We start from the raw sequence: 25,845 nt of genomic DNA, 5'->3' as shown, positions 1-25,845 counted from the left end.
GGGTATCTCGGAACAGCAGGACCCGGTGGGGCGAATGGCAAATTCTTGCCGCTTGCTCTGGCAAGCACTACTGCTAGCGCGCTATCGTGGTCTGGAACACAAAGGAGTGCTCGATGCTGGTGAAGCTGCCCGAGGCGGGCGCCGATGCGCTGACCGCCCCATTTCGCACCGGACTTCGGTCCCGCACCTATCGGACGGAGTCGCTGAACGCGCGCCGTCCCGATCAGGTCATTCCCGTCACCACCGCCGACGGCGCCCGGCTGCGCGTACACGCGTACGGCCCGGCCGACGGCGAGGTCATCGTTCTGATCCACGGCTGGTCCTGCGCCATCGAATACTGGAACCCACAGATCAACGCCTTCGCCGGTCCCTACCGCGTGGTCGCCTACGATCAGCGCGGTCACGGCGAAAGCACCGCCGGCACCCGGCCTTTCGACTCCCAGCAGCTCGCCGACGATCTGGTCGAGGTGCTCGACGCCGTCCTGAAGCCCGGGCAGCGGGCCGTGCTGGCCGGTCACAGCATGGGCGGCATGACCATCCAGGCGTGGGCGAAGCATTACCCGGAGCAGGTCGCCGATCGTGCCTCCGCTGTCTTGCTGGCGACCACCGCCGCCCGGCAGATTCCCGGCCGCGCCACGGTGTTGCCCCTGTTCAATGATGTTGTGCCCGCGCCGGATTGGCTGGCGAAGGTGCTGTTCGGTACTCCGGTGCCGCTGCCCGGCGGTAAGGCCGTGAACGTGCTCGCCAAGAGCCGGCTGATGAACCCGGCCGCGACCGCGGACCAGACCGATTTCGGCCTGTCCATCGTCCGCTCCTGCCGTCCGTCGGCGCGTGCGGCCGTGGCCCGCGGGCTGCTGAAGCTCGACTTGTACGGCGCCGCAGCCAATCTGGCGGTGCCGACCAGCGTGATCGCCGGATCGCACGATCGGCTGCTGCCGGAGGTGCATTCGCGGGAGATCGCCGAGACCCTGGATGCCGCAGGCTATCTGGACCGCTACACGGTCCTGCCCACCGGTCATCTCGTGAATATCGAAGCCGAGCAGGCTTTCAACACCGAATTGCACCGGGTGATCCGGTCGGGCCGCCGCGGCCTGATCGCCGCCGCGGGGTGATCGCGAAGATCGGATAGTCGAAAAGGGCGCTCCCGCCGTGCTTTTGCACGAGGGGAGCGCCCTTTCGGTGTGCTACGAGAAAATGACCGTGCGGCGGCCGTGCACGAGCACGCGGCCCTCGAGATGCCAGCGCAGCCCGCGCGCCAGTACGACCCGCTCGATATCGCGGCCCTGCCGGACCATGTCGTGGGCGGTGTCGGAATGGTCGATGCGGGTGACGTCCTGCTCGATGATGGGCCCGGCGTCTAGTTCCGCGGTGACGTAGTGGCAGGTGGCGCCGATCAGCTTCACGCCGCGGGCGAAGGCCTGGTGATAGGGCCGGGCGCCGACGAAGGACGGCAGGAAGCTGTGGTGGATATTGAGGGCGCGTCCGGCCCAGTGTTCGCACAGTTCGGGCGGCAGCACCTGCATGAAGCGGGCCAGCACGATGGCGTGCGGGTCGTGCGCGTCGACCAGTTCGCGGACCTGGTCGAAGGCGGGTCCGCGTTCGGCGGGGTCCTTGGGGAAGTGCACGTAGTGGAATTTGATGCCGTGCGCTTCGGTGATGCCGGCCAGGTCGGGGTGATTGCCGATGACGGCTTCGATGGTGGCGGGCAGTTCCCCGCTGGTGGCGCGGCCGAGCAGGTCGTGCAGGCAGTGCGCGTCCTTGCTGACGAGCAGCACGGCGCGGCGCTTCTCGCCGGAGTCGTGCACCTGCCAATCGGTTTCCGGTCCGAGGTCCGCGGCCACGGCCTCGAATCGCTCCCGCAGTTCGTCGAGTCCGTACGGAACGGTCGCGGCCTTGATGGCCTGCCGTGTGAAGAACCACCCGGTCTCCAGATCGGAGTGGTATCCCGCCTCCACGATCGACCCGCCGAACTCGGCGATGAACGAGGTGATGCGGGCGATGATGCCGGGACGATCCGGGCAGCCCAGGGTGAGCACGTAGCGGCGGTCGTCCGGGGTGGAACTCATCCGCCCATCCTCCCAGCAACCCCCTGGCTGCGGGTCACAGGGGCACTACCGCCTCCCCGGGCCTCAGCGCGCAGCCGGGTGCCGTAGGCGTTGGGCATGCGTGCCGACGGCTGGGTGCCGAACCCATTCTGGGGGTACCCCTGGAGGTACCCGGACCGGTACGAAATCAGTCGTCGCGCTACAAGACGTAGAACGGATCTGCGTAGTGGAACTCGCCCTTGATCTCCGAGTCGTAGGCGGACAGCGGACGCAGTTGGAAGTGGCTGGACCAGGAGGGGCGGTCCGGGAGGATGCCGAGGCGGGTGCCCGGGACGAAGCCGAAGCGCGGGTAGTACTCGAGGCTGCCGAGCAGGCCGACCAGGGGTTCGTCGAGGGCGTCGGCGGCGCCCAGCACGGCGTGCATGAGGGCCGCGCCGACGCCGGACCGCTGATAGTCGTTACGGACGCCGATCGGGCCCAGCGACAGGACCGGGAACGGGCCGACGCCGGCCCGGGTCAGGCAGACGTGGCCGACGATGTGATCGTGGTATTCGGCGACCATGGACAGGGTCGGCATCCAGGCGGAGGAGTCGTCGCGGAGCTGCCGGACCAGGCCGACTTCCGGGGGATCGGCGGGGAGGCCGGTCGCGTCGACGGCGGCGTTCGCGGACTGGCGGGCGAATGCGCTGCGGTGCACGGCGTCGATCGCAGCGGCGTCGCCGGTACGTTCACGACGGATCAGCACATCTACGAGTGTGCGGGACGGTGGTGGCGGCCCGCAACGAAATTGCCGGGGATATGCCAAACTCGGGGCTCATGGCACAGATTTCCCGTCGCGAGGTGGCGGCGATGATCGATCACACCCTGTTGTCCCCGGATGCGACGCCCGCCGACGTGGCCGCATTGATCGAGGAGGCCCGCGAGCTGGGGGTGTTCGCGATCTGCGTATCCCCGTCCATGCTGCCGGTGCGGGCGCCCGGCCTGGCGGTGGCCACGGTCGCGGGTTTCCCGTCCGGCAAACATCATTCGCTGGTGAAGGGGGCCGAGGCCCGGCTGGCGGTGGAGCAGGGTGCGGCCGAGGTCGACATGGTCATCGATGTGGGCGCGGCGCGCTCCGGCGACTACAACGCGGTGCTGGCCGACATCCTCGCGGTGCGGGAGTCGATCGGGGATCGGGCGCTGCTGAAGGTCATCATCGAGGCGGCGGCCCTGAGCGATGACGCGATCATCGAGGTGTGCCGGGCGGCGGAGCAGGCCGGCGCCGATTTCGTGAAGACCTCCACGGGTTTCCATCCCGCGGGCGGGGCGAGCGTGCACGCGGTCGAGTTGATGGCGAAGACGGTCGGCGGGCGGCTGGGCGTGAAGGCCAGCGGCGGTATCCGCACCGCGGAGCAGGCGGCGGAGCTGATCGCGGCCGGGGCGACGCGGCTGGGGCTGTCGCGTTCTCGTGAAGTGCTGGCAGGTTTTCCGGCCTGAGCTATCGGAAAACAGCGCTCCCGCACCGGCTTTCGGGCCGATGCGGGAGCGCTGTGTCGTTGTGGCGAAGCGTCAGCAGCTGGTGGGGGTCTGCCCGTTGACGGGCTGCAGGGTCGTCCGGCCGCCCTTCAGGGTGACGTGCAGGCCGTCGCCGGTGACCTGAACGCCGGTGGGCACCAACCCCATCGGGTAGCTCTGCAGGCTCTGCGTCATGAGGTCGACGATCCCGGAGACCAGGTCGGTGGGCAGGCCGAAGCCGAGCAGGGACGCCGATTCGGTGTCGACCTCGATCTTGTCGCCGACGATCTTCGGCTTCACCTGCAGCTGTGCGATGCCGCCGAGCACGCCGAAGCTGAGGGTGCCCGAGCCGGGATCGGAGGTGCCGTTGGTGACCAGGCCGCCCAGCGTCTTCACGATGCCGTCATTGCTCCAGGTGACGTCGGCGGTGGAGCTGCCGATGGTGGCGCCCTGATTGCCGTTGTCCTTCACGTCGACATCGTCGAAGGTGGCGTGCACGACCATGCCCTGCGCGGGCCCGAACTTGGTGTCGTCGCTGTTCACCGTCACCGAGGACACCTTGCCGTCGAACATGGTGAGCAGCAGCGGTTTCCAGCCGAACGATACGTCGATCTTGGAGCCCATCTGCTGTTCGAACTGTGAGCTGATGCAGTTCTCGACCTTGTGGCGGGCGTAGGCTTCGCCGCCCGCGAGTCCGCCGACCACCAGCAGCACGGCCACGATGGCGACGATCAACAGCGTCCGGCGTTTCCGTCGCATACCCGACGGACCTCCTTGCCCGCCTGCGGGATTCGCCGGGGGCGGCGGTGTCCCGGGCGGTAGTTGCGAGCTGCCCGTCACGGTCGACGGAGCGGCGGCGGCCGGGTCGAGCACACCCGTGCCCTGCGGCCCGAATCCGGCGGTGTTCCCGGCGCCGGACCGCGCGGTGGCCTGCGGCGGCGGGACGGCGCCGGGCGCGTAGGCGGCCTCACCGGGGTGCAGGATCTCGGTGGGCTGCGCGCCTTCGCCGGTGCCGGACGGTATTACCGCGGTGGATCCGTCGTCGCCTGCCGGACCCTGCCCGGGTAGCTGCGTCGTCGACTCGTGCCACCATTCGGCGGCCTGCTCCGGGGTCCCGGCGGGGGCGCCGGGACTCAGGATCTCGGTGGGTTCGGTGCCCGAATCTTCGGTCCCGTCGATGCCCGCTGCGCGATTGATCGCGTCTTCCGAGGGGGGTTTCGCCATGGCGCCGATTCTTCCCGAGCTTTCTGTGCGGTCTCTGAGCTTCCGATGAGGTGTCGGCTCGCTCGCGGCGGATTGTGACATAACACACAAGGTGTCGGCGTAGCCTGATCTCCATGGAGGGGATGGCGGCGGAGACCGATCCGGCGGACGGTTGGCTGGCCCTGCAGGACATGGCCGCCCGTCATGCCGGATATTTCACCACCCGCCAGGTGCTGCGCACCGGTTGTGAAACCTGGATCCGGGACGGTTTGCGCGACGGCGCGGTGGTGCGGGCCGGGGTCGGACTGCTGCGGCTGGCGGAGTGGCCGGACGGTCCGCTCGACGAATACGCCATGTGGGCGGCCTGGTTCGACGGTGCGGCCGCTGTGTCCCATCACAGTGCCGCCGAATTGCACGGTCTCGGTCGGCTGCGGCCGCGGTTCGTGCATCTGTCGGCGCGGGTGGGCCGGTTCCCGTTGTCGCCGCGGCTGGTGGTGTTGCGGCGGTCCTTCGCGCGCAAGGATGTCGAATCGGCGGGGGCTTTTCTGGTGACCACTCCGGTGCGGACGGTGCTGGATCTGGCCGATGCCGGTATCGGGCAGGCGGCCCTGGACGAGGTGGTCGCCGACGCGGTGGCCATTCATCGGTGCGCTCGCGCCGAAATCCGTGCTGCCGGAGCCGAATTGCCGCCGTCGACGGCCGCGCGGCTGCATCGGGCCTTGATGCGTTCCTGACGGCGCGCGGATTCCGGGCGCGGGCAGGCTCGGTCCTGTGGTCGTCCCGGCACTGTCGCACCTTCGCAAATCGGTAGGTCGTTCGAGTTTTGTGTGGCCGGGTTTCGTGGCATCGTGAGCTGTTATGGGGACGGTCGGTGCTGGCGTGTGGGATCTGGTTTTTCCGCCGGGGCCACCCGATCGGATAGCGGACATGTTCTCGGCCGCCGTGGTCGCCGACGCCGTACGAGCCTTCGACGCGGATCTCGCGCAATCCGTGGAGACCTGCCGCGACTGGCGGCGGGACTATCACCGGGTGTTCCGGGGCATGACGGCACTGGCCGTCAGCGCGCCCGCGATCTCGCTGGGCATCGCCGAGGCGGGCCTGGCGTCCGTGCGGCACATGCTGCGGTTCGCGGCGGGCTGGGAGGTCAGTCCGCTGGATGCGGTCGATGTGGACGCCGAAGCCGCTGGGGCAGTGCTGGATACAGGCGAGATCATCGGCGCCGCCGCGCCCGTGACCCGGCTCGAGGTGCCCTGGCGCGGGCGGCTGCTGGCCGGGCCGGAACTGCGCGGGCAGCTCGCCGGCTGGCAGGACCGCGGGATTCTGGAACCCGAATTCGTGACGGCGATCGAGTCCGTCATCGAACATCCGGAATGGTTGCGGCTGCCCGGTTTCCGGGTCACCGTCACGGGCGCGGAGGCGGAGTTGGGTCCGCTGCGGCCGCTGCTGACGTGGGGCGCGGACGTGCTCACCGTGGATCGGCCGGGCCGGGCGCGCTGGACGCGACTGCGCGCGCTGGCCGAAGCGAGTGCGGGCAGTCTGCGGTTCCCGGTGTCCGAGGCCGGGCCCGGCGTGGATATCGCCCGTGGTTTCCCGGCGCTGACCCGCTGGATCACCGCGCATTCCGATGAGCGGCCGGTGCTCGGCCTGTACGCGGGTCGCCCGGGTGCGGCGGGCGTGCGAGTGGCGGCGGCCTCGGATGTGCTGGCCGAATCGGTGCTGCGCCGGCATCCGGATGCCGCGCTCGCACTGCTGGGTTCACCCACCGACACGTACGCGGTCCCGGCCGCCATCGTGGCCGCGGCTCGTGATCATCTGGCGCGGCGCGGTATTCGCGGCACGACCCAGGACCTGCTGCATCGAGTCGCCCCCACCTCCCTGTACCGCCTCAACTACACGCGCCCGATCTTCGACGCGGAGGGCGGCGCCTGGGGCCTGTTCGACAATCTGCCGTCCCTGGCGGGCCCGGGTTACGCCCTCGCGCAACGTCTTCCGCGCTGGCGCGCCGTACTGGCGCGGTCGGCCGGACATCCGGTGTCGTTCACGGTCGCCCCGCCCGCCTGGACCGCCGCCCTGTCCCGGGAAACCGGCTGGCGCACCGCCGCGTACCGCGCCGCCACCCACTTCGGCATCGAGATCTTCGACCCGGACACCGCCCGCACCCTGCTGGCCGCCAAACTGGTCGCCGACCTGATGGACCCGGAACCCGCCGCCGCAGTGGACAATCCGGAAGCCCTGTTCGCCACCGGCGCGGCCCACGGCGGCCTCTGGCGGCAGCCCTTCGCCCCGCGCTCCCTACTTGCCCCGGCAGCCGTTTCCGGAGCAGTCCAGGAGGTGCGCGAGCGCGCCCGTGGGCTGCTCGGCGGCGAGGGACCTGACTCGCAAGCGTAAGGGTTACCGCGCTGGGTCGAATCGAAGCGCGCTGGGCTGAAACTCCGCCACTGTGGGTGTGCCGGGCCCCGTTCCACAAGCTCCAATGATCCGCGCCTTGATGCGCGGATCATTGCAGCCTGCGGCCGGCCAGACTTGCCTCTGCATGAGGCTGGCGTGTGGGGGCCGTTGAGTACCAGGGTATCTCGGGCCGGGCCGAGGAGGCTATGGAAGTGGCGCTACCGCCGACCAGGGGACGGTCAAGAGGTTGTCGCGGAGGCGGCGGCGGTACGGGCGGAGGGGAAAACCCTGGTGGCGGAGCAGGTTTGCGGCGTGGCGCCAGCGGGCTCGCGGGCCGAAGGGGGCCAAGGGGGCGGCGGTGGCCCAGGCGCGGTCGGCGGCGGTGAGGAGGGTGTGGATGGGTTCGCCGGGGATATTGCGGTGGATGAGAGCCTTCGGGAGGCGTTCCGCGATATCGGAGGGTTTGCCGACGGTGAAGGGATCCCAGGCGAGGGTGAGGGAGAGCGGGCCGGTGCGGTCCAGGAGGATCCAGGCGCAGCGGCGGCCGAGCTCGTCGCAGGTGCCGTCCAGCAGGAGGCCGTCGGGGGCGAGGCCGTCGAGGATGGTGGACCAGGCTGCGGGGACGGCGGATTCGGGGTACTGGCGCAGCACGTTGAAGGCGCGCACCAGGGTCGGGTGCAGCCCGGCGAGTTCGAAACCGCCGCGGGCGAATTCGACGCCGCCCTGCGCGGGCACGACGCGTTCCGGATCGATTTCGAGGCCGACCACCCGCAGTTCGGCCCGCACGGTGCGGAGGCGGGCGGCCAGCTCCAGCGTGGTGACCGGCATGGCGCCGTAACCGAGGTCGACGACGAGCGGATCGGCGGCGTCGTGGAGCCGCCGGATCACCAGGGGGTCGTGTACCAGCCAGCGGTCGCTGCGACGTAGCCGGTTGATGCCGGTGGTGCCGCGGGTGATGGTCCCGACGGGTTGCGCGGCGCCCCGGCGGCCGGTCAGCCGGCGGTTTTCTGCTGATCCAGCCAGCGCTGTGTCACCTCTGCTTCGGCGCGGAACAGGTCCACCAGATTCACCAGCATGAGCTGTTCGAGCCGGCGCCCGAAGAACGGGATGAACACCTCGGTCCGGGAGGAGGTCCGCAGGGTGCAGCCGGTGTCGGTGGGGAACAGGTGCATGGTGCCGCCGAGATTGCCGGGGCCGCCGGGGATTTCGGCGGTGTATTCGCCGGTCACCTCGGGTCCGAAGGATCCGTAGCGTTCCCGGCGGGTGATCACCATGTCCTTGCGTACGAGGGCCTGCGCCATTTCCGGCAGGTTCTCGCGCGGCAGGACGTGCCGCAGTTCGATCTCGATGCCGTCGTCGCCGGCTTCGAGGTTCACGATGTCGTTGGGGGAGTGCTTCCGCAATTCCTCGATGCGCGCGTCCCAGTGGTCGCGGTTCCTGAGGGCCGCGTACACCTCCTTGGTGGTGTGCAGCGGATAGCGGGCGGAGTAGTCGAGTCGGCGGGGCACGGTCGCTCAGGTTACTGGGCGGATGCTGTGCATGGTGCGATCTTCGCGCAGCGGCACGTTGTGAGCTCTGCTCGGTGTCGTAGTGCGAGCTCTGCTCGGTGTCATCGTGCGAGCTCTGCTAGTGCGAGCCGAGCCACTCGTCGGTGAAGACGGCTTCGCGCTCCAGCAGCTCGGTGAGGTGCTGCTGGACGGCGGCTTCGATCTTCTTGCCGAAGAGCGGGATCTTCACCTCGATGGCGGCGTCGACCACGAAGGTGGAGCCGCTGCCGTCATCGGTGACGGTGAGGGTGCCGTTGATGGTGGCGGGCGCGCCGTCCACGTACGCCTCGACGGTGCCGCCGCTGCCGTGCCAGATCTCGGTGCGCGGGATGATCAGGCCGTTGGGCTTGATCGCGGTGATCTGCGCGGGCAGTTCCTCGGCGGGGATGGTCTGCACCATCTCCACGCGTACGGCGTCGCCGTCGATGGCCAGCGATTCGATGCGGGCGTTGGGTCCGCCGACCGCCTCCATGCGGTCCTTCCAGTACTGCTCGCTGGCGAACGCCGCGCGCACGGCGGCCATCGAATGTGTGGAGTGCGCAGTGAAGGCCAGAGGTGTCGCCATGGGCAGACAGGCTACCGTCTGTCCTTGTGCGTACTTCTCAGGTGGTGTCCTTCGACGACCTGCGGGACCGGCTCGCCGCGACCGGTGCGCGGCTGCGTGCCGCGGTGCCGCTGGCGGAGCTGACGACACTGCGGGTGGGCGGCCCGGCCGTGGTCGCCGAGTGCACGACCACCGAGTCGCTGGTGGCGACCGTGCGCGCGCTCGACGACGCGGGGATACCGATGCTGCTCGTGGCGGGCGGGTCGAACCTGTTGATCTCCGACGAGGGCTTCCCCGGCGTGGTCGTGCGGATCGCCACCACGGGCGTGCGGATCTCCGGCATCGCGCTGGAGACGAACGGCGAGGCGTTCGTGGTTGCCGACGCGGGCGCGAATTGGGATGCGGTGGTGGCCGCCACCGTCGAGGCCGGGTTCGGCGGGCTCGAATGCCTGTCCGGTATTCCGGGTTCCGCGGGTGCGACGCCGGTGCAGAACGTGGGCGCGTACGGCGTGGAGGTGGCGGGTTTGCTGCGCCGCGTGCGTTTGCTGGACCGTGCGTCGGGCGAGATTCGCTGGGTGGAGCCGGCCGAGCTCGGATTCGGTTATCGCACTTCGGTTCTCAAGCACAGTGCTGCCGCAGTGGTGCTGGCGGTCGAATTCGGTTTGCGCGCCGATGGTTCCAGTGCGCCGCTCGAATATCGTGAGCTGGCTGCCGCACTGGGTGCGGCGGAGGGGGAGTCCCGTCCGGCGGCGCTGGTGCGCGCGGAGGTGCTGCGCTTGCGGGCGGGCAAGGGCATGGTGCTGGATGCGGCCGATCATGACACCTGGAGTGCGGGCTCGTTTTTCACCAATCCCGTCATTCCGGACGAGAAGGTGGCGGCGGTGCGTGAGGCGATCGCCACATCTGTGGGCGCCGATGTGGCCGTACCCACGTGGCCGGCCGACGGTGGCGTGAAGTTCTCCGCGGGCTGGCTCATCGAACGCGCCGGTTTCGGCAAAGGCTTCCCGGGTCCGGAGGCGCCGGCTCGCCTGTCCACCAAACACACTCTGGCGCTGACCAATCGGGGTGCGGCCACCGCCGCGGATCTGGTGGAGCTGGCGCGCACGGTTCGCGCGGGGGTTGCCGAGCGCTTCCACATCGGTTTGGAACCGGAGCCCGTTACGGTCGGCGTGCAGCTGTAGCACGTGATTTGCCCCACGGTTTCGGCGTCCGGGGTACTCGGTTTGCGCGGGTAGTCTCGGGCGCGTGAGCAATCGAGGACTGTCCCGCCGGGCGGCCATGCGGGCCGCGCTGGTGGCGTCGGCAGCTGTCGTCGCCGCGTGTTCGACATCGGGCAAGAGCAGCGGCCCCGCCGCGCCCGCCGTTCCCGCCGCCAAGGTGACCTTCACACCGGGTAACGGGACCGGCGATGTCAGCCCGACCGCGCAGGTCTCGGTGTCGGTGGCCGACGGCCGCATCGACCAGGTCGCCCTGAGCAACCCGAACGGCAAGCAGGTAACCGGCACCTTCGATACGGCTCGCAGCAAGTTCACGGTGAACGAGGCCCTCGGCTACGGCGTCACCTACACCTGGTCGGGCACCGCGATCGGCACCGATAACAAACCCGTCCCGATCGACGGCAAGTTCACCACGGTCAACCCCAAGGCGACCTCGCCGGCGACCATCAATATCGGCGACGGCCAGGAGGTCGGCATCGCGGCGCCGATCATCCTGCAGTTCAAGGGCCATATCGACGACAAGGCCGCGGTCGAGAAGGCGCTCACCGTCACCGTCACCCCGGCCGCCGAAGGCTCGTGGGCGTGGCTGCCCGACGCCAACGGCGGGTCCCGCGTGCACTGGAGACCCAAGGAGTACTGGGCGCCCGGCACCGCCGTGCACGTCGGCGCCAAGCTGTACGGCCTGGACATGGGCAGCGGCTTGTTCGGCGACTCCGACCTGACCTCCGACTTCAAGATCGGCCGCTCGCAGATCGTGAAGGGCCACGCACCCACGCACCGCGTGCAGGTGGTGCGGGACGGAGACACCGTCTTCGACTTCGCGTGCAGTTACGGCGAGGGCAACGAGGACCGCAATGTGACCCGCACCGGCATTCACGTGGTGACGGAGAAGTACGAGGACTTCACCATGTCCAACCCGCCGTTCTACACGAACGCGCGGGAACACTGGGCGGTCCGCATCTCCAACAATGGCGAGTTCATTCACGCCAATCCGGAATCGCTGAACGCGCAAGGTAGTTCGAACGTCACCAACGGCTGCATCAACCTCAGCCCGTCCGATGCGCAGGCCTACTTCCCGACCGCCCTCTACGGCGACCCGGTCGAGGTGACGGGCACCCGCATCCAGTTGTCCGCCGCCGACGGCGACATCTACGACTGGACCATCGACTACGACGACTGGAAGGCCATGTCCGCCCTGGCCGGCGATCCCAAGTCCGTGGTCTCCGCCACCGCGGTCCCGCCGCAGGCGCCCGGCGGCCAGGCCCCCGGCGCCCGCTGACGCCCCGCCGCGCTCGATCTTCTGCACCGGACGCCGAGCGCGGATATCTTCTTCACCGGGTGGTGAGGAGGATTCGTGGTCGCAAGCAGAACGGCAACGGCCGCAACCGATCCCGGACGGGCCCTGAGCCCGTCCGAACGCTGGTTCTGGATCGTCGACCGGATCTCCCCGTCGAACTGCTGTGGCCGCATACGACTGCACGGCCGGATCGATCCGGCAAGCCTGGAACGGGCCGCTGCCGCCCTGGTCGCGGAGTACCCGCTGCTCCGCCTGGGCATCTCCGCCCCGGGTGATCGTGACCCGCGCCTGACCCCGCTGACCGCCCCGCGAATCCCATTGCGCCGCCTCGAATCCGGCGACCCGGATCAATGGCTGCGCGAACTGGATGCCGAGATGTCGGCCCGCTTCGCCGTCGGCACGGGTCTGGCCCGCCTCGTCGACGTCGTCGGTGGCGCCGGCACCGCCGAGGAAACCCACGACATCATCGTCACGATCTCCCACATCATCGCCGACGGCCGCTCGCTGATGGCGGTGCTGCGCAAGCTCATCACCTACGCCGCGACCACCGGGCCGGTGCCCGGCGGGTCGGCGGCGGATCCGGTTGGTAAGAACGCTGATTCGGCCCGTCTGACCGCGGTGGGCCGGGCCGATGAAGCCGAGGTGGGTCGCCTCGTCGGCAGCGCGCCGGGCCGGGCCGCGGTCCCGCCCGCCGATGACCTGATTCCCGCTGCGTCGCGCGGATTCTGGCGCTATGCCTATACGACGCTCTACGACCAAGCGGCGGCTCTGGTGCTGCGACCGCGGCGACTGAGCGGCGCGGTGCCGGTGCCGCTGCCGGATCGGCGCACCCGGATCGTGCATCGCTCGGTGACGGTGGAGGAGTCGCGCGCACTTCTCGACGACTGCCGCAGAGCAGGTGTGACCGTGCACGGCGCGCTCGCCGCCGCGGTCGCGCGATCCATCGGCGCCGCAGCGTATTCCGCGGCGTCACCGGAGCCGCGCGTTCGTCGCTGGGGTGGTCGCGGCTGGAGGAGGGCGGACGGCGGGGTAGGTACGCGAGGTGCGGGCCATGCGGACGAGGTGGCGGGCGCTCGCGGGGTGGGTGGTAGGCGCGGCGTGACAGGCAAGCGCGGTGTCGCGGGGATCGGGTCGCCGGTGGACTTCCGGGCGTTGCTGGAGCCCGCGCCCGAGGCGGATGAACTTGGGATCTATGCGCCGGTATTGACGGGGTTCGTGCCGTTCGGGGCGGGGGTTTCGTTGTGGGAGGCGGCGCGGGCGATCAATCGGCAAGTGCGGCGGGGAGTGCGGCAGCGGCGGCATCTGGCGACGGTGGCGGGCATGCGGTTCGGGACGCCGCGGACGGTGGCGTCGGGGTGGCGGATCGCGGAGATGGTGGATCGGCGGGCGCCGTGGAATGTGTCGGTCACCAATCTGGGGCGGGTGGAGTTTCCGGAAAAGGCCGGGGAGTGGCGGCTTTCGGGGTTGGTGCTGGCGGCGGGGAATTCGTGTGTGAGTGCGATGACCGTGGCCGTGGTGACCGCGCACGGTGAGCTGCACATCGGGTTCTGCTATGTGGATCGGATATTGCCGGAGACCGCCGCGGCGGCATTTGCTGACGATGTGCTGATGGCCCTGCTGGACCGCCCGGCACCGTCAGGGCAGTGACTTCGTGAGTCGCGTGCGCAGGGCCGCGCGGTCGGGTTTGCTGGTCCGGCCGCTGACCGGAATCTCGTCGACCACCACGATCTCGTCGGGGAGCGCGGAAACATCGATGAGTGCCGGTAATTCGCGTCGCAGCCGCGCCGCGATATCCCCGGCCTCCGGATCGGCGACCACCGCGAGCACGATCCGCTCATCGCCGATCTCGTCCGGCAGGCCGACCATGATCGCCTGCCGCACACCGGAAACCGTGCATACGGCCGGTTCGTAGAGGCCCGGATAGATATTGGTCTTGCCGCGGATCATCATGTCCTTCTTACGGCCCATGAGCACCAGCGTGTCGCCGTCGAGGCGTGCGAGATCGCCGGTGGCGATCTCGGTGAGGGGTTCCTCGCCGAGATAGCCGCGGCACAGATTGGGGCCGGAGAGGATCAGTTCGCCGTCGTCCGCGATGCGCGCGATGACACCGTGCACCGGGACGCCGAGCGGATCGCCCGCGCCCTCGAATTCGAGTTTGGTGAGACCGGAAGTGAGTGCCACGGGCAGGATTTCGGTCATCCCGTAGATGGCGAGGAATTCGCAATCCGGTAACGCCGCGCGGGCCCGCCGCAGCAGTGCGGTGGTCACCGGCGCCCCGCCGAGGGAGATCTCGCGCAGCCCGCGCGGCACGGTCAGCCGCCCGGATTCGATGGCGCCCAGCACCATCGCCAGATCGGCGGGGGTGAAGAAGGCATGCGTCGCATTGTTCAGGGTGCGCGCGAATCCGACCGGATCGATATGCGTCCCGAAACGCGGATACCGGGGCATGGACCAGCGTGCGCCCGCCATCAGCGCGGGCAACCCCATCATCAACTGCTCGGTGTGCAGATGACCGCCGGGTCCGAGACTGCTGCGCCCCGCCATGGCCGCCAGGCCCGCGCCGAGCGAACCCCGCGTGTGCACAACGGCTTTCGGTGCGGCAGTGGTGCCGGACGTGAAGACGATGAGCGCTTCGGCCGCCGGATCGACTGTCGGCACGGCCTGCTCGCCGCCCACCGCCCCCGCCTCCAGGCCGCCCACCGCTCCGGCCATCGCATCGGCCCACGGGATATCGGTCGCCGGGTTTTCCGGGTCGGCGCCGAGCAGCCGGCGCAGCGGTATCGAGGCCGACGGTGTGCCGGGCAGGCGCGGCCCACTGTGAATGTGCCGCACCGGAAGGTCCGCGAAAGCGGGCAGCGACAATCCCACGGCGCGTCCCACCCGGTTCAGCGGTCCACTGAGCAGGTACAGCAGGGATTCCGTCGCCGCCCAGGCCGGCCGGACCAGATCGATTCGGCGCGTGAACAATTCCGGCCCGACCCCGGGATCCACGAATACGATCGCCCCGCCCGCGGCGATGGTCCCGAATACCAATGTCACCGCGTCCACGCAGGGCCGGATGGAGAACAGCATGCGGTCTCCGGGCCGGAAGCCCTTGTCGTGCAGTCGTTTCGTGACGGTCGAAATGCGGTTTTCGAGCTCGGCGAAGGTGAGTGGTTTCTCCCCGATCATGCCGAGCGCCTGGGCGTCCGGCCGCTGCCGGACCTGTTCGTGCAGTAGGGCGAGGAAGTCGGCCGGTGCCGCGTTCACCGGATATCCACCATTTCCGGTTTGTACCGGTGGTCGGCGTACCAGGCGAGCGTCTTGCGTACGCCCCAGGCGCGTACGCGCCGGTTGGAGCCGTACACCCGCACATCCCGCCGCAGCCCGTAGTCGGTGGTGAGCATGCGGACGGCGTTCACGAGCGCCCGGTCCTCGTGCAGGTCCTCGATGGCGGTGCGCGGGAATCCGCCCGCGGCTTCGTACAGTTCGGCGGTGATGGCCATATTGCAGCCGGGTGTCATGACGTACTGCCCGAGGTAGCGGGGGTCCCGGTTGCCGGGCCGGAATTTGCCGAAGGTGGAGGCGACTTCCAGCGCGGTGCGGATGATCTGCCGGTCGATCCAGCGCACGCCTTCGTCGGTGCGCGGGATGAGTTGCCCGCTGACCAGCCGCAGTCCGGTGTCGAAGGCGGCGTCGACGCGGGCGGTCCAGTCGGGTGCGGGCAGGCAGTCGGCGTCGGTGCGGGCGAGCCGTTCGCCGCCGGCGGCGATGGCGTGGCGCATGCCGGTGTCGGCGGCCGCGCCGGTGCCCTTCTGCGGTTCGTCGATGACCTCGATGCGCATGCGGGGATGCGATTCGGCGAATTCGCGCACCACTTTGGCGGTCAGGTCGGTGGAGTTGTTGTCCACCACGACCAGTGTGAAGTCGCCGTTCTGCTGTCCGGCGAGGGCTTCGAGGGTGGCGGTGATGCCGTTTTCCTCGTTGTAGGCGGGCATGATCACCCAGAGTCTGCTCATTGCTTTCCTCCCGCGGTATAGATCGCTGCGAGCGGGCTCAGGGTTTCGCGGGCAGGCGGTAGGTGATGGCGGCGGCCGCGGGTCCGGCGCCGGCGGCTACGAACAGAGCCAGTTCGGCGTGGTCGAGCAGGCCGTTGTCGCGGGCGCGGAGGTAGGCGGCGGGCAGCGCGGCGGTGTGCGCGTCCAGCCGGGGGGTGGCGGAGTCGCCGGGGTCGTCGTCGGTGCAGACGGCCGCGGGGGGCATGCCGAGTCGCGCGGCGAGCAGGGCCGGGAATTCGGCGGTGGGTGTGCCGCAGATCAGCACGGTCCGGCCGATCGGGACGCCGGCCACGTCGAGGGCTTCGCTCGCGGCGGTCACGGCGTGGTGCAGGAGTTCCTGGATGTCGTCGGGCCGGTCGACGATGATGCTGGAGCGTCCGGTGGCGCCCATGTCGGCGAGCCGCAGATAGCCTTCGGCGGCGGGCCGCGCGTCGGTGGCGCTGATGTGCAGCGCCCCGAATCCGGTTGTGCCCGGGACTCTTTCGAGCATCATGGCGGCGCCGACCGGTTTGATCGGGAATCCGGGTTGCGGCTCAGGGGATTTCGAGGGGTGGGCGTCGCCGGCGACCACGACCACGCGGTGCACGGTCGGCGCCTCCAGCAGCGCCTGGCTCACCTGCACGGCATTGAGCACGCCGCAGGCGCCGTTCATGAGATCGAAGGACAGGCACGGCACTTCGCCGCTCTTGTACTCCAATCCGATCCCGGCCTGCTGCTGGATGAGCGCGGACATGGCCGGTTCCACCATGTTCGAGTCCCGGTAGACGCCGGTATTGATGAGCGCGTCGATGTGTTCCGGCGTGGTGCCGGCTTCGGCGATGGCGTGCCGGACGGCGGCCGCGGCCTGTTCGATGGAGGAGCCGCCGCCGATTTCCACGGCGACGGAAGAAATTACGATTCCCATGATTGTCACACCTGTAGATCGCCGAGAGTCACCGACAGAAACCCGGCTACCACGCCGGAGGCCGCGGGCACCATCAGTACTTTCGCTCCGGACGTTATCCGCTGTTGTTTGAGTGCGTCGTGCAATACCACGAAATGCGAGGTGGAGGCGGTGTTTCCGTATCGTTCGAGGACGGCCGGGCCGGGTGGCACGGTGGCGTCGAATTCGCGTTCGGCGATCTTGTTGATCAATTCGACGGCGGGCGCGCTGAATTGATGATGGATCACGTAGTCGTAGCACTCGTCGGCGAAGCTGCTGTTGCGGGACCGCAGGAAATCCTGCTGCCGCGTGGTCCACAGCAGATATCGCTGTTCGTTGTGCATGGCGCGATTGTCGGTGTACAGCGCGATTCCGGAGCTGCGGTCGCTGGGCATGCCGAGGCACAGTTGCGCGAAGGCGGCGCTGGTATTGAGTTCGATGTAGTCGATGCCCTCGTCGGGGGTGCCGTCGCCGTCGAGGATGACGGCGGCCGCGCCGTCGCCGACGGTCAGTGACGCGAACTGCGGATCGTATTTCTCCGACATCTCGCGGACGGCGGTATCGGCGATGGGGGTGATGTATTCACCGGAGACCACGAGTCCGCGTTTCACGAGGCCCGCGCGAATCATGCGGTCCAGCACCAGAACTCCGCTCATCATGCCCGCGCAGGCATTGGAGACATCGAAGTGAATGGCGTCGGCCGCGCCGAGTTCATTGCGCAGCATGAGCGCGAAGGAGGGTTCGACGGTGAACTCGCCGTCGCGAATTCGGGTGATGGAACAGGAGATGATCACGTCCAGGTCCGCGGCGTCGTACCGGGAATTGTCCAGGGCGCTGTGCGCGGCCGCGGTGGCCACGCTGAACGAGTCCTCGTCGGGTGCGCAGCGCCGGCGGTGCCGGACGCCGCTGACACGTTCCAGGTCGATGGGGGAGTCGATGGCCAGTTGTGCGAGCAGTTCCGCGGTTGCAACCTCGGTGGCGGGGAGATAGGAGCCCACCGCCTCGATTCGGGTTCTCACCATTGTGTTCTCTTCCGAGTGAGCCAGGGTTGCGGGGGACGCTAGCAGTGCCGCGATTACCGATTTGAAAAATCTCCTATTCAGATCGTGTGAGGTGAACTACATTGCGCACCAACACCTTTTTGGCGTACAGAAGTGTTCGTAGGATCGACGGGAGCACCTCATGATCAGCACCGCGAAGCGGCACGAACTCACCCTCCTCGCGGCCGGACAGCCCTGGCTGCCCGTACTGCTGCTCGCCGGGCAGGCCGCCAAACCGCTGCGCAAGGTCCCCAGGCTCGGCTGGTTCGTCGGCGATCCGCTCGTCGCACGCCAGATCTACAATGACGCAACGCATTTCAGCATCGTGTCCGAGGGCGCGGTCGGGCACTGGTGGGCACAGGTCATCGGCGACTGGGTGGACGACCTCTTCGAAGGCCCCGGGCACAACGCGCTACGTGCCAAATCGCGGGATCTGTTCGCCGCCAAATACACCGACGCGCTGGTGCAACGCGTCATGGGACCGGCTCTGAAGGAAATCTCCAACGACCTCGCCGCCGGGAAGACCGTCGACATTGCCGAACGCGCCCGCGTGCTGGTCGGCCGCAGCGTCTCCGACCTGGTCGGCATGGAACCCGGCGATATCGCGGGCATATTCGGCCTCCCCGGAACCGATGATCCGGACGAACCGTTCCGGGTGCTCTTCGACCATGTCGAGGAACTGGTGAACCTGGGCCTCGGCACGATGGCCTCCACCGCCCTCGACCCGGACGCCGTCGCGCGCGCCCGCACCCTCGCCCGGCAGCTCGCCACCTCCGTGCCCGCCGCCTACGAACGCGCCGACACCGACACCACCCTCGGCCGCTGCCGCGAACTCGGCCTGGAACTCGAACACGCCTCGGGCCTGGCCATTCTCATGGCCGTCGCCGGCACCGACACCCTGGCCAGCGCCATGACCCGCATGGTCGCGCTACTGCACGACAGTGACGGGCACCGCGGCCTGCTCGCCGCCCCGGAACGCACCCCGGACGCAGTGCGGGAAACCCTGCGCGTCACCAGCCCGGCCTACTTGGTCGGGCGGTCCGTCACCGCGCCGGTGGAAATCGCGGGCCGCCGGCTGGTTCCGGGGGATCACGTCAAGATCCTCACCTGGAGCATCAACAATGCGGTGGGGGACTTCGATATTCACCGCGACTATATCCCCGCGACCCGCCAATTGTGGTTCGGCGGCGGCCGCCACCTGTGCCTCGGCGCACAGCTCGTCCACTCGGAACTCACCGCGCTGCTCGAAGCGCTCACGGTCACCGGCCGCCCGTGGGAAATCGTCGAACGGCGTTACCGCCGAAAGGTTTTCATCCCCACATATCAGGTGCTGAAGATCCGGCTGTCTTGAAAAGGCACGCCCCGCACGAAGACTCGTGCGGTGCGCATGGTTCCGGTGGAGGGGCACCCCATACAGGGAGGGGCCGTGCTCAGCTGCGGCGGGCGAAGCGGCCCGACTCGGCCTGATCGCGCGGCTTCACGACGATGGTGTCCAGGTCCACATGCGACGGGCGCGAGGCGACGAAGCCGATGATCTCCGCGATATCCTGTGCCACAAGGGGATCGATGCCCTCGTACACCTTGTTCGCGCGCTCGGCGTCGCCACCGAAGCGCACCAGCGAGAACTCGGTCTCCACCGCGCCCGGCGCGATCTCGGTGAGCCGCACCGGCTTACCGAGCAGCTCCCCGCGCAGCGTCCGGTGCAGGATCGCCTGCGCGTGCTTGGCCGAGGTGTAGCCGGCGCCATTGTCGTAGTGCACGAACGCCGCCACCGAGGTGACGGTGACGATCAGGCCGTCACCGGAGTCGATCAGCTTGGGCAGCAACGCCTTCGTGACGCGCAGCGTGCCGAGCACATTGGTCTCCCACATCCAGCGCCAGTCGTCCAGATCGGCCTCGCTCACCGGCGCCAGACCTTTGGCGCCGCCGGCATTGTTGACCAGCACATCGCAGCGCTCGACCGCCTCGGTGAAGGCGCGCACCGATTCCTCGTCGGTCACGTCCAGCTGCAGTGCGGTGCCGCCGATCTCCGCCGCCAGCTGCTCCAGCCGGTCGACGCGCCGCGCACCCACGTACACGTGATAACCCTGCTTCGCGAGTTCCCGGGCGGTGGCTTCTCCGATACCCGAACTGGCTCCGGTCACGACGGCGCTACGAGTGCTCATGCCCCCGAGCTTAAGCAGGGAGTGTCGCCGCCGTGCCACGGGTGGCTAGCCTCACTCGTATGGCTATCAGGGAAGCGGCGAGTGCGGACGGAACCAATATCGTTTACCGGGTCACCGGTCCGGAGGGCGCACGGCCGCTGATCCTGCTGCACGGCTGGGCGGGGAACCTGCGCAACTGGGGACAGGCCGCCGACGATCTCGCCGAGCGGTTCCGGGTGATCGCCGTCGATCTGCGCGGCCACGGCTACTCCGACGCCCCCGAATCCGGTTATGACGATCCGAAGAACTGGGCCGCCGATATCGCGGCGATCCTCGCGGCCGAAGGCATCACATCCGGCGCGGTCCTGCTCGGCTGGTCCTATGGCGGCATCGTCCTCAGCGACTATCTGACGGCTTACGGCACCGGCGCGGTGGCCGGCGTCATCTACACGGGCTCGCAGGCGAACATCGGCCGCGACGTTCCCGGCGCGGTCACCGGCCCGGCCATGCAGAAGGCCATCCCCGACGTCTTCTCCGACAGTGCGGGCCACGCGAATCGCGGTTTCGCGGCCTTCGGCAATGCCAATACCGGTCCCGGCCGCGACAAGGGTGAGGACGCGCAGCGCCTGTTCGGCGGCAGCCTCGCCACCCGCCCGCGGGTGCGCAAGGCCCTCTTCTATCGCACGGTCGACAACACCGAGACCCTGCGCACCCTCGATGTCCCGGTTCTGGTCCTGCACGGCACCGCGGACCCGGTCGTGCAGATCGACAACGGTCGCTACATCGCCGAAACGGTTCCCAATGCCCGGACTTCGTTCTGGGAAGGCTCCTTGCACGGTCTGTTCATCGAGGATCCGGCTCGGTTCGTGGCCGAGGTCACCGCATTCGTGGAGGACCTGCACTGAGCACCGAGGCGTGCGCGCAAGGCCCCTGGGCTCCACGTACTTTCGCGCTCCGGGGGTTCGGGGGGCGAAGCCCCTGAGGGCTACGAGAGTTGTTGTGATCGGCCTCACTTGGGAAGGTAACCCATGCATGGACTGTTGAAGCATCCATGCACACTGGAGTGGTGAGTCTCAGCGCCGACCGACGGCCCGATCGGATTGCCGTGCTATCGGTGCATACCTCCCCACTCGCGCAACCGGGCACCGGTGATGCGGGCGGCATGAACGTCTACGTGCTGCAAACGGCCATCGAACTGGCCAAACGCGGTACGGAGGTGGAGATCTTCACCCGTGCCACCTCCTCGAACGACGAACCCGTGGTCGAGGCCGCGCCGGGCGTCCTGGTCCGGAATGTGGTGGCGGGTCCGTTCGAGGGCCTCGACAAGCACGATCTGCCCACCCAGCTGTGCCCGTTCGCCGCCGAGGTGCTGCGTTCCGAGGCGCGGAACCTGCCCGGCCACTACGACCTCATCCACTCGCACTATTGGCTGTCCGGTCAGGTCGGCTGGCTGGCGCGGGACCGCTGGCGGGTGCCGATGGTGCACACCGCGCACACCCTGGCCGCGGTCAAGAACGCCTACCTGGCCGAGGGCGACTGTCCCGAGCCCGCGGCGCGGGAGATCGGTGAGAAGCAGATCGTCGCCGAGGCCGACCGGTTGGTCGCGAACACCGCCGAGGAGGCCCGGCAACTCGTCGAGCTGTACGGCGCCGACCCGGACCGCATCGACGTGGTGCTGCCCGGCGCCGACCTGACCCGCTACCGGCCCGGCGATCGCGCCGCCGCCCGCGCCGAACTGGGCCTGTCCCAGCATGAGCGCATCGTCGCGTTCGTCGGCCGCATCCAGCCGTTGAAGGCCCCCGATGTCCTGATCCGCGCCGCCGCGCAGGTCCTCGCCGAAGAGGCCGCGCAGCCGTACCCGCCGCAGCGCCCACTGCGCGTGCTCATTGTCGGCGGACCCTCGGGCAGCGGGCTGAAGCGCCCGGACGCGCTGATCGAATTGGCTTCCGCGCTCGGCATTTCCGATCGCGTCACCTTCCTGCCGCCCCAGCCGCAGCACCGCCTGGTGCAGGTGTATCGCGCCGCGGATCTGGTGGCGGTGCCCAGTTACAACGAATCCTTCGGCCTGGTCGCCATCGAGGCGCAGGCCAGCGGCACCCCGGTGCTGGCCGCCGATGTGGGCGGGCTGAGCACCGCCGTCCGCGACGGCGTCTCCGGACTGCTGGTCCCCGGCCACCGCACCCCGGACTGGGCCGCCGCCCTGCACTCCCTGCTCGAGGATCCGGCTCGCCTGCGGCTCATGGGCGCGGAAGCGGTCGAGCACGCCGCCAATTTCTCCTGGGGTCACACCGCGGACGGTCTACTGGACAGTTATGCCGCCGCCTTGTCCCGCTCGCACTCTCATCCGGGGCGCGGCGGTAGCGTGCACAGCGACAGCAATCAGGCTAGATCGCTGACCCGTCCTGGTGGGAGCCCGTGGGCAAAACATGGGGAACTCGAGCCGGCACGGCGGCGGCGGACGGGAGTCGTACTCCGATGAGCGATGCAGAGGCTTCGAGCGGGCCCGGCGATATCACCTCCGTCGCGGAGTGGACGCCCCGCCCGCACGAGAGCAGCGGCGGCTTGAACGACGAAACCTCGCGCGCCACAGCGCAACTCATCGAGGACACGCTGCGCGACCGCGAGATCGAATACACCCGTGACGCCCCCGACCTGTTCGTGGTGGTGCTGCCCGGGGAACGCAAACTCAAGACCGTCATCGGCGTCTCCGTCGGCAAGCACGGCACCCGCATGGAGTCCTTCGTCTGCCGCAAGCCGGACGAGAACTTCGAGGGCGTCTACAAGTTCCTGCTGCGCCGCAACCGCCGCCTCTACGGCGTGGCCTACACCATCGATCGGGTCGGCGACATCTACCTGGTCGGCCGCATGGCCAACCACTGCGTGACCGCCGACGAACTCGACCACTGGTTCGGCCAGATCCTCGAGGCCGTGGACGCCGATTTCAACACCCTGCTCGAACTGGGTTTCGCGGAATCCATTCGCAAGGAATGGAAGTGGCGCGTCTCCCGCGGCGAATCACTCAAGAATCTGCGCGCCTTCGAACACCTCGTGGACGCCGCCGACAAGCAGTGATCGGCGCGCGGCCGCTATCGCGGACTATCCGGCCCGGTCGTAGACCCGGACGTAGTCGATGAGCAATTCGGAAGGGAATGCGGTGGTTTCGTCGGGCGGCCCCGGCCAGGTACCGCCGACTGCGAGGTTCAGCAGGAGATAGAAGGGGTGGTCGAAAGGCCATCGTTCGCCGGTGCGCAACGAATCCTTGGTGACGGTGAAGTACCGGTTGTCGTCCAGGAACCAGTCGATGCGGGTGGGCGTCCATTCCACCGTGTAGTTGTGGAAGTCGTCCGAGAGGCGTTGCCCGCCGGGCAGTTTGTAGCTGCCGGTGTACCCCGGGTCGGCGAATCCCGGGCCGTGCGCCGACCCGTGCACGGCGCCCGGTTCGTCGGCGACCGATTCCATGACATCGATCTCGCCATTGCCGGGCCACGGTGTGGTGTCCATGTCCGCGCCGAGCATCCAGAAGGCAGGCCACATGCCGGCGCTGTCCGGAATCTTCATTCGCGCCGCGAACCGGCCATAGGTCCGATCGAATTGCCCGAGCGTCGTGATTCGCCCGGACGTGATGTCGCACGATCCATAGGAACAGGCGCCCATCTCCGGCAGCCGTTCCCGGCGGGCCGTGAGCATCAGATGCCCGCGGCCGTCGGTGGCGACGTTCGCCGGCCGGTCGGTGTAGTACTGCCATTCCTCGTTGCCCCACTGCGGTTCACCGCCGCGGTCGTAGACCCAGCGCGCCGGATCGGGCCGCCCACCCGCCGGGCCGTTGAACTCGTCCGACCAGATCAGGCGCCAGCGTGCCGCGGAAGCGGTGCCGGGTTCGAGGTTTTCGTGCGTGGCGCAAGCGGCGACCAGGATGGTGGTAATGATTGCGAGGGCGGCGGTGCGCGCGATCGTCGTGTTCATCGTGTTGCAAGCCTCGCAGCGGATGGGTGAGGAATTCGTGAGGGCGGTGGCGAGGGCCGCCGAATACGAGAACGCCGATGCGACCGCGCCCGCAAGTGAGAGAATCGCGCAGCCGGTGATGTGCCGACGTGGGAGGCAGGGCAGAAAATGGTGAACCTGGCACTGGATATCGGGGCCACGAAATTCGCCGCGGCAATCGTGGACGCCGACAGTGGCGTGCGCGACGTGCAGCGCGCACAAGTGCCCGGCCGGGACGTATGGTCCGTCTGCCGGGAACTCCTGCTGCGGGTGGCCGGGGAAGCCGAGGTGACCGCCGTCGGCATCGGCTCGGCCGGTCCGGTGGATGTGCCCGCCGGAGTGACCGCCCCGCTCAATATTCCGGAATGGGTCGCGGGCTTCGGCATCGTCGACGCGGTGCAGAAGCTGTTCCCGCAGGCCGATATTCGCTTCGCCATCGACGGTGTCTGCCTGGTGCTGGCGGAACAGCGGTGGGGTGCGGCGCGCGGGGTGCCGAACGTCCTCGCCTTGACCGTTTCGTCCGGTGTCGGGGGCGGCGTGATCTCCGACGGCCGAGTGATCATGGGCCGCACCGGTAACGGCGGCCACATCGGCCACATCATCGTCCCCGGTAACGAGGAACCCTGCGCCTGCGGCGGATTCGGCTGCCTGGAGGCCGTGGCCAGCGGAAAGTCCTCGGTCCGCTGGGCCCGCCGGCACGGCTGGGAAGGCGGGACCGGCATCGAACTCGCCGCGGCCGCCCACGCCGACGACCCCATCGCCCTCGAGACCATGGCCCGCGCCGGCACCGCGCTGGGCACCGCCATCGCCTCCGCGGCGGCCCTGCTCGATACCGATCTGGTGGTGGTCGGCGGTGGGTTCGCGCAGTCCGGTGAACCCCTGTGGAAGCCGCTGCGGGAGGCCGCCGCGGCGCACGCCCGCCTCACCTTCCTCCGCGAACTCCGGGTGGTCCCTTCGGAATTGACGGACCAGGCCACCCTGGCCGGCGCCGCCCTGCTGGCCACCCAACCAGCCTGAAGCCGGAAGAATCGCACGTGGGAGGATGTGCCCCATGACGTACACCCTGGTATTGCTGCGCCATGGCGAGAGCGAGTGGAACGAGAAGAATCTGTTCACCGGCTGGGTGGACGTGCATTTGACCGCCAAGGGTGTGGCCGAGGGCAGGCGCGCCGGTGAATTGCTGGCCGAGCACGGCATTCTCCCGGATGTGGTCTACACCTCGTTGCTGCGCCGCGCGATCAGCACCGCCAACAATGCGCTCGACGCCGCCGACCGGCACTGGATTCCGGTGGTCCGCGATTGGCGCTTGAACGAGCGGCACTACGGCGATCTGCAGGGCAAGGACAAGGCGCAGACCAAGCAGCAGTACGGCAACGAGCAGTTCATGCTGTGGCGTCGCAGCTACGACACCCCGCCGCCGCCCATCGCACTCGATTCCGAGTACAGCCAGGACGGCGACCCGCGCTACGCCGGCATCGAGGTGCCGCGCACCGAATGCCTGAAGGACGTCGTCGCGCGCATGGTCCCGTACTGGGAGGACACCATTGCCGCGGATGTGCGCGCGGGCAAGGTCGTTCTCGTTGCGGCGCACGGTAATTCGCTGCGCGCGCTGGTGAAGCATCTGGAGAACATCTCGGACGAGGACATCTCCGGGCTGAACATCCCCACCGGTATCCCGCTCAAGTACGAGCTGGACGAGAACCTGCGCCCCATCGGCAAGGGCGAATACCTCGACCCCGAGGCCGCTGCCGCCGGCGCCGCCGCCGTGGCGAATCAGGGTGGAAAGTAACAAGTTTCGGAAAAGCGCCGCGATCGAAATTCGATCCCGGCGCTTTTATTTTCACCAAAAGTCGTTGTGATGTGCATCTCAGTACGGCACCGTAGGGTATTTCGTTGCGCCCCAATCGAATTTGCCGAACTATTGCTCGGTTAAAAGGTTTATCTGTAACCGGGGTTTGCAACTTACTCCGGAGTAGATATGCTCTC

At 68.7% G+C, this 25,845-nt stretch carries 25 protein-coding genes; 13 read left to right on the top strand and 12 right to left on the bottom strand.

Annotated elements, in window-relative coordinates:
- The first annotated feature begins 113 nt into the window (after positions 1-113).
- Positions 114-1,112, top strand: a complete 999-nt coding sequence (locus ACIP5Y_RS17480; protein WP_400351139.1) for an alpha/beta fold hydrolase — start codon at positions 114-116, stop codon at positions 1,110-1,112.
- Positions 1,113-1,184: 72 nt separating this feature from the next.
- Here the strand turns inward: ACIP5Y_RS17480 and purU are convergent, their stop codons facing one another.
- Together purU and ACIP5Y_RS17470 are read right to left on the bottom strand one after the other, a co-directional pair.
- Positions 1,185-2,066 (bottom strand): formyltetrahydrofolate deformylase, encoded by an 882-nt coding sequence (gene purU / locus ACIP5Y_RS17475; protein WP_400351138.1) that lies wholly within the window; start codon positions 2,064-2,066, stop codon positions 1,185-1,187.
- Between the two features lie 178 nt (positions 2,067-2,244).
- Entirely contained in the window at positions 2,245-2,790 is a 546-nt protein-coding gene (locus tag ACIP5Y_RS17470; RefSeq protein ID WP_400351137.1) for a GNAT family N-acetyltransferase, read from the bottom strand.
- A 71-nt stretch (positions 2,791-2,861) separates the two neighbouring features.
- Here ACIP5Y_RS17470 and deoC point away from each other — a divergent pair, with 71 nt between their 5' ends.
- Complete coding sequence (deoC, locus tag ACIP5Y_RS17465; protein WP_400351136.1) at positions 2,862-3,521, top strand: deoxyribose-phosphate aldolase; 660 nt, start codon at positions 2,862-2,864, stop codon at positions 3,519-3,521.
- 72 nt (positions 3,522-3,593) lie between these two features.
- On the opposite strand, the gene ACIP5Y_RS17460 is transcribed toward deoC, so the two are convergent.
- Positions 3,594-4,763: an LmeA family phospholipid-binding protein gene (locus tag ACIP5Y_RS17460; protein WP_400351135.1), complete on the bottom strand. Its 1,170-nt coding sequence runs from the start codon at positions 4,761-4,763 to the stop codon at positions 3,594-3,596.
- Positions 4,764-4,876: 113 nt separating this feature from the next.
- Between ACIP5Y_RS17460 and ACIP5Y_RS17455 the strand changes: the two genes are divergently transcribed.
- Both ACIP5Y_RS17455 and ACIP5Y_RS17450 read left to right on the top strand, forming a co-directional pair.
- A complete protein-coding gene (locus ACIP5Y_RS17455; protein WP_400351134.1) occupies positions 4,877-5,476 on the top strand; it encodes a hypothetical protein in 600 nt (199 codons plus the stop codon).
- A gap of 193 nt (positions 5,477-5,669) precedes the next feature.
- Positions 5,670-7,130: a hypothetical protein gene (locus ACIP5Y_RS17450; RefSeq protein WP_400351133.1), complete on the top strand. Its 1,461-nt coding sequence runs from the start codon at positions 5,670-5,672 to the stop codon at positions 7,128-7,130.
- Between the two features lie 204 nt (positions 7,131-7,334).
- On the opposite strand, the gene ACIP5Y_RS17445 is transcribed toward ACIP5Y_RS17450, so the two are convergent.
- The 3 genes from ACIP5Y_RS17445 to ACIP5Y_RS17435 form a co-directional block, all read right to left on the bottom strand.
- The gene (locus ACIP5Y_RS17445) at positions 7,335-8,018 is read right to left on the bottom strand and encodes a class I SAM-dependent methyltransferase (protein ID WP_400351132.1); all 684 of its coding nucleotides are present in this window, start codon (positions 8,016-8,018) and stop codon (positions 7,335-7,337) included.
- Positions 8,019-8,122: 104 nt separating this feature from the next.
- Entirely contained in the window at positions 8,123-8,638 is a 516-nt protein-coding gene (locus ACIP5Y_RS17440) for a DUF2505 domain-containing protein (RefSeq protein WP_400351131.1), read from the bottom strand.
- A gap of 118 nt (positions 8,639-8,756) precedes the next feature.
- Positions 8,757-9,242, bottom strand: a complete 486-nt coding sequence (locus ACIP5Y_RS17435) for a DUF2505 domain-containing protein (protein ID WP_400351130.1) — start codon at positions 9,240-9,242, stop codon at positions 8,757-8,759.
- A gap of 44 nt (positions 9,243-9,286) precedes the next feature.
- On the opposite strand from ACIP5Y_RS17435, the gene ACIP5Y_RS17430 reads away from it, so the two are divergent.
- The 3 genes from ACIP5Y_RS17430 (at position 9,287) to ACIP5Y_RS17420 (ending at position 13,382) form a co-directional block, all read left to right on the top strand.
- Entirely contained in the window at positions 9,287-10,402 is a 1,116-nt protein-coding gene (locus tag ACIP5Y_RS17430) for a UDP-N-acetylmuramate dehydrogenase (RefSeq protein ID WP_400351309.1), read from the top strand.
- A gap of 97 nt (positions 10,403-10,499) precedes the next feature.
- On the top strand, positions 10,500-11,717 hold the full coding sequence (locus ACIP5Y_RS17425) for an Ig-like domain-containing protein (RefSeq protein WP_400351308.1): 1,218 nt from the start codon (positions 10,500-10,502) through the stop codon (positions 11,715-11,717).
- A 75-nt stretch (positions 11,718-11,792) separates the two neighbouring features.
- Positions 11,793-13,382, top strand: a complete 1,590-nt coding sequence (locus tag ACIP5Y_RS17420) for a hypothetical protein (protein WP_400351129.1) — start codon at positions 11,793-11,795, stop codon at positions 13,380-13,382.
- Here the strand turns inward: ACIP5Y_RS17420 and ACIP5Y_RS17415 are convergent.
- Genes ACIP5Y_RS17415 through ACIP5Y_RS17400 form a run of 4 tightly spaced genes read right to left on the bottom strand, consistent with a single transcriptional unit; the run spans position 13,371 to position 17,716 of the window.
- On the bottom strand, positions 13,371-14,984 hold the full coding sequence (locus tag ACIP5Y_RS17415; protein ID WP_400351128.1) for an AMP-binding protein: 1,614 nt from the start codon (positions 14,982-14,984) through the stop codon (positions 13,371-13,373). The genes ACIP5Y_RS17420 and ACIP5Y_RS17415 overlap by 12 nt on opposite strands.
- The gene (locus ACIP5Y_RS17410; RefSeq protein ID WP_400351127.1) at positions 14,981-15,733 is read right to left on the bottom strand and encodes a glycosyltransferase family 2 protein; all 753 of its coding nucleotides are present in this window, start codon (positions 15,731-15,733) and stop codon (positions 14,981-14,983) included. The genes ACIP5Y_RS17415 and ACIP5Y_RS17410 overlap by 4 nt, the downstream gene beginning before the upstream one ends.
- Positions 15,734-15,770: 37 nt before the next feature.
- A complete protein-coding gene (locus ACIP5Y_RS17405) occupies positions 15,771-16,676 on the bottom strand; it encodes a hypothetical protein (protein WP_400351126.1) in 906 nt (301 codons plus the stop codon).
- Positions 16,677-16,681: 5 nt separating this feature from the next.
- Complete coding sequence (locus ACIP5Y_RS17400) at positions 16,682-17,716, bottom strand: 3-oxoacyl-ACP synthase III family protein (RefSeq protein ID WP_400351125.1); 1,035 nt, start codon at positions 17,714-17,716, stop codon at positions 16,682-16,684.
- Between the two features lie 160 nt (positions 17,717-17,876).
- On the opposite strand from ACIP5Y_RS17400, the gene ACIP5Y_RS17395 reads away from it, so the two are divergent.
- Positions 17,877-19,085 carry a cytochrome P450 gene (locus ACIP5Y_RS17395; RefSeq protein ID WP_400351124.1) on the top strand — a complete coding sequence of 403 codons (1,209 nt, stop codon included), beginning with the start codon at positions 17,877-17,879 and terminating at the stop codon, positions 19,083-19,085.
- A gap of 79 nt (positions 19,086-19,164) precedes the next feature.
- On the opposite strand, the gene ACIP5Y_RS17390 is transcribed toward ACIP5Y_RS17395, so the two are convergent.
- Positions 19,165-19,899 carry an SDR family NAD(P)-dependent oxidoreductase gene (locus ACIP5Y_RS17390; protein ID WP_400351123.1) on the bottom strand — a complete coding sequence of 245 codons (735 nt, stop codon included), beginning with the start codon at positions 19,897-19,899 and terminating at the stop codon, positions 19,165-19,167.
- A 59-nt stretch (positions 19,900-19,958) separates the two neighbouring features.
- Between ACIP5Y_RS17390 and ACIP5Y_RS17385 the strand changes: the two genes are divergently transcribed.
- The 3 genes from ACIP5Y_RS17385 (at position 19,959) to ACIP5Y_RS17375 (ending at position 22,950) form a co-directional block, all read left to right on the top strand.
- Positions 19,959-20,783, top strand: coding sequence for an alpha/beta fold hydrolase (locus ACIP5Y_RS17385; RefSeq protein ID WP_400351122.1), 825 nt, complete (start codon positions 19,959-19,961; stop codon positions 20,781-20,783).
- A gap of 161 nt (positions 20,784-20,944) precedes the next feature.
- Positions 20,945-22,357 carry a D-inositol-3-phosphate glycosyltransferase gene (mshA, locus tag ACIP5Y_RS17380; protein ID WP_400351121.1) on the top strand — a complete coding sequence of 471 codons (1,413 nt, stop codon included), beginning with the start codon at positions 20,945-20,947 and terminating at the stop codon, positions 22,355-22,357.
- Complete coding sequence (locus ACIP5Y_RS17375) at positions 22,354-22,950, top strand: YbjN domain-containing protein (RefSeq protein ID WP_400351120.1); 597 nt, start codon at positions 22,354-22,356, stop codon at positions 22,948-22,950. Before mshA ends, ACIP5Y_RS17375 begins: the two co-directional genes overlap by 4 nt.
- A gap of 24 nt (positions 22,951-22,974) precedes the next feature.
- Here ACIP5Y_RS17375 and ACIP5Y_RS17370 read toward each other — a convergent pair whose 3' ends face one another.
- Positions 22,975-23,841, bottom strand: a complete 867-nt coding sequence (locus ACIP5Y_RS17370) for a family 16 glycosylhydrolase (RefSeq protein ID WP_400351119.1) — start codon at positions 23,839-23,841, stop codon at positions 22,975-22,977.
- Positions 23,842-23,988: 147 nt separating this feature from the next.
- Here ACIP5Y_RS17370 and ACIP5Y_RS17365 point away from each other — a divergent pair, with 147 nt between their 5' ends.
- Together ACIP5Y_RS17365 and ACIP5Y_RS17360 are read left to right on the top strand one after the other, a co-directional pair.
- Positions 23,989-24,876: an ROK family protein gene (locus ACIP5Y_RS17365; RefSeq protein ID WP_400351118.1), complete on the top strand. Its 888-nt coding sequence runs from the start codon at positions 23,989-23,991 to the stop codon at positions 24,874-24,876.
- A 34-nt stretch (positions 24,877-24,910) separates the two neighbouring features.
- Positions 24,911-25,648 (top strand): phosphoglyceromutase, encoded by a 738-nt coding sequence (locus ACIP5Y_RS17360; RefSeq protein ID WP_400351117.1) that lies wholly within the window; start codon positions 24,911-24,913, stop codon positions 25,646-25,648.
- The last annotated feature ends 197 nt before the right edge of the window (positions 25,649-25,845 follow it).

The organism is Nocardia sp. NPDC088792, assembly GCF_044750615.1.
In the GTDB taxonomy this organism is placed as follows: domain Bacteria; phylum Actinomycetota; class Actinomycetes; order Mycobacteriales; family Mycobacteriaceae; genus Nocardia.
The sequence above is the reverse complement of the archived record's forward strand: the minus strand, read 5'-3'. Positions and strand labels throughout refer to the sequence as shown.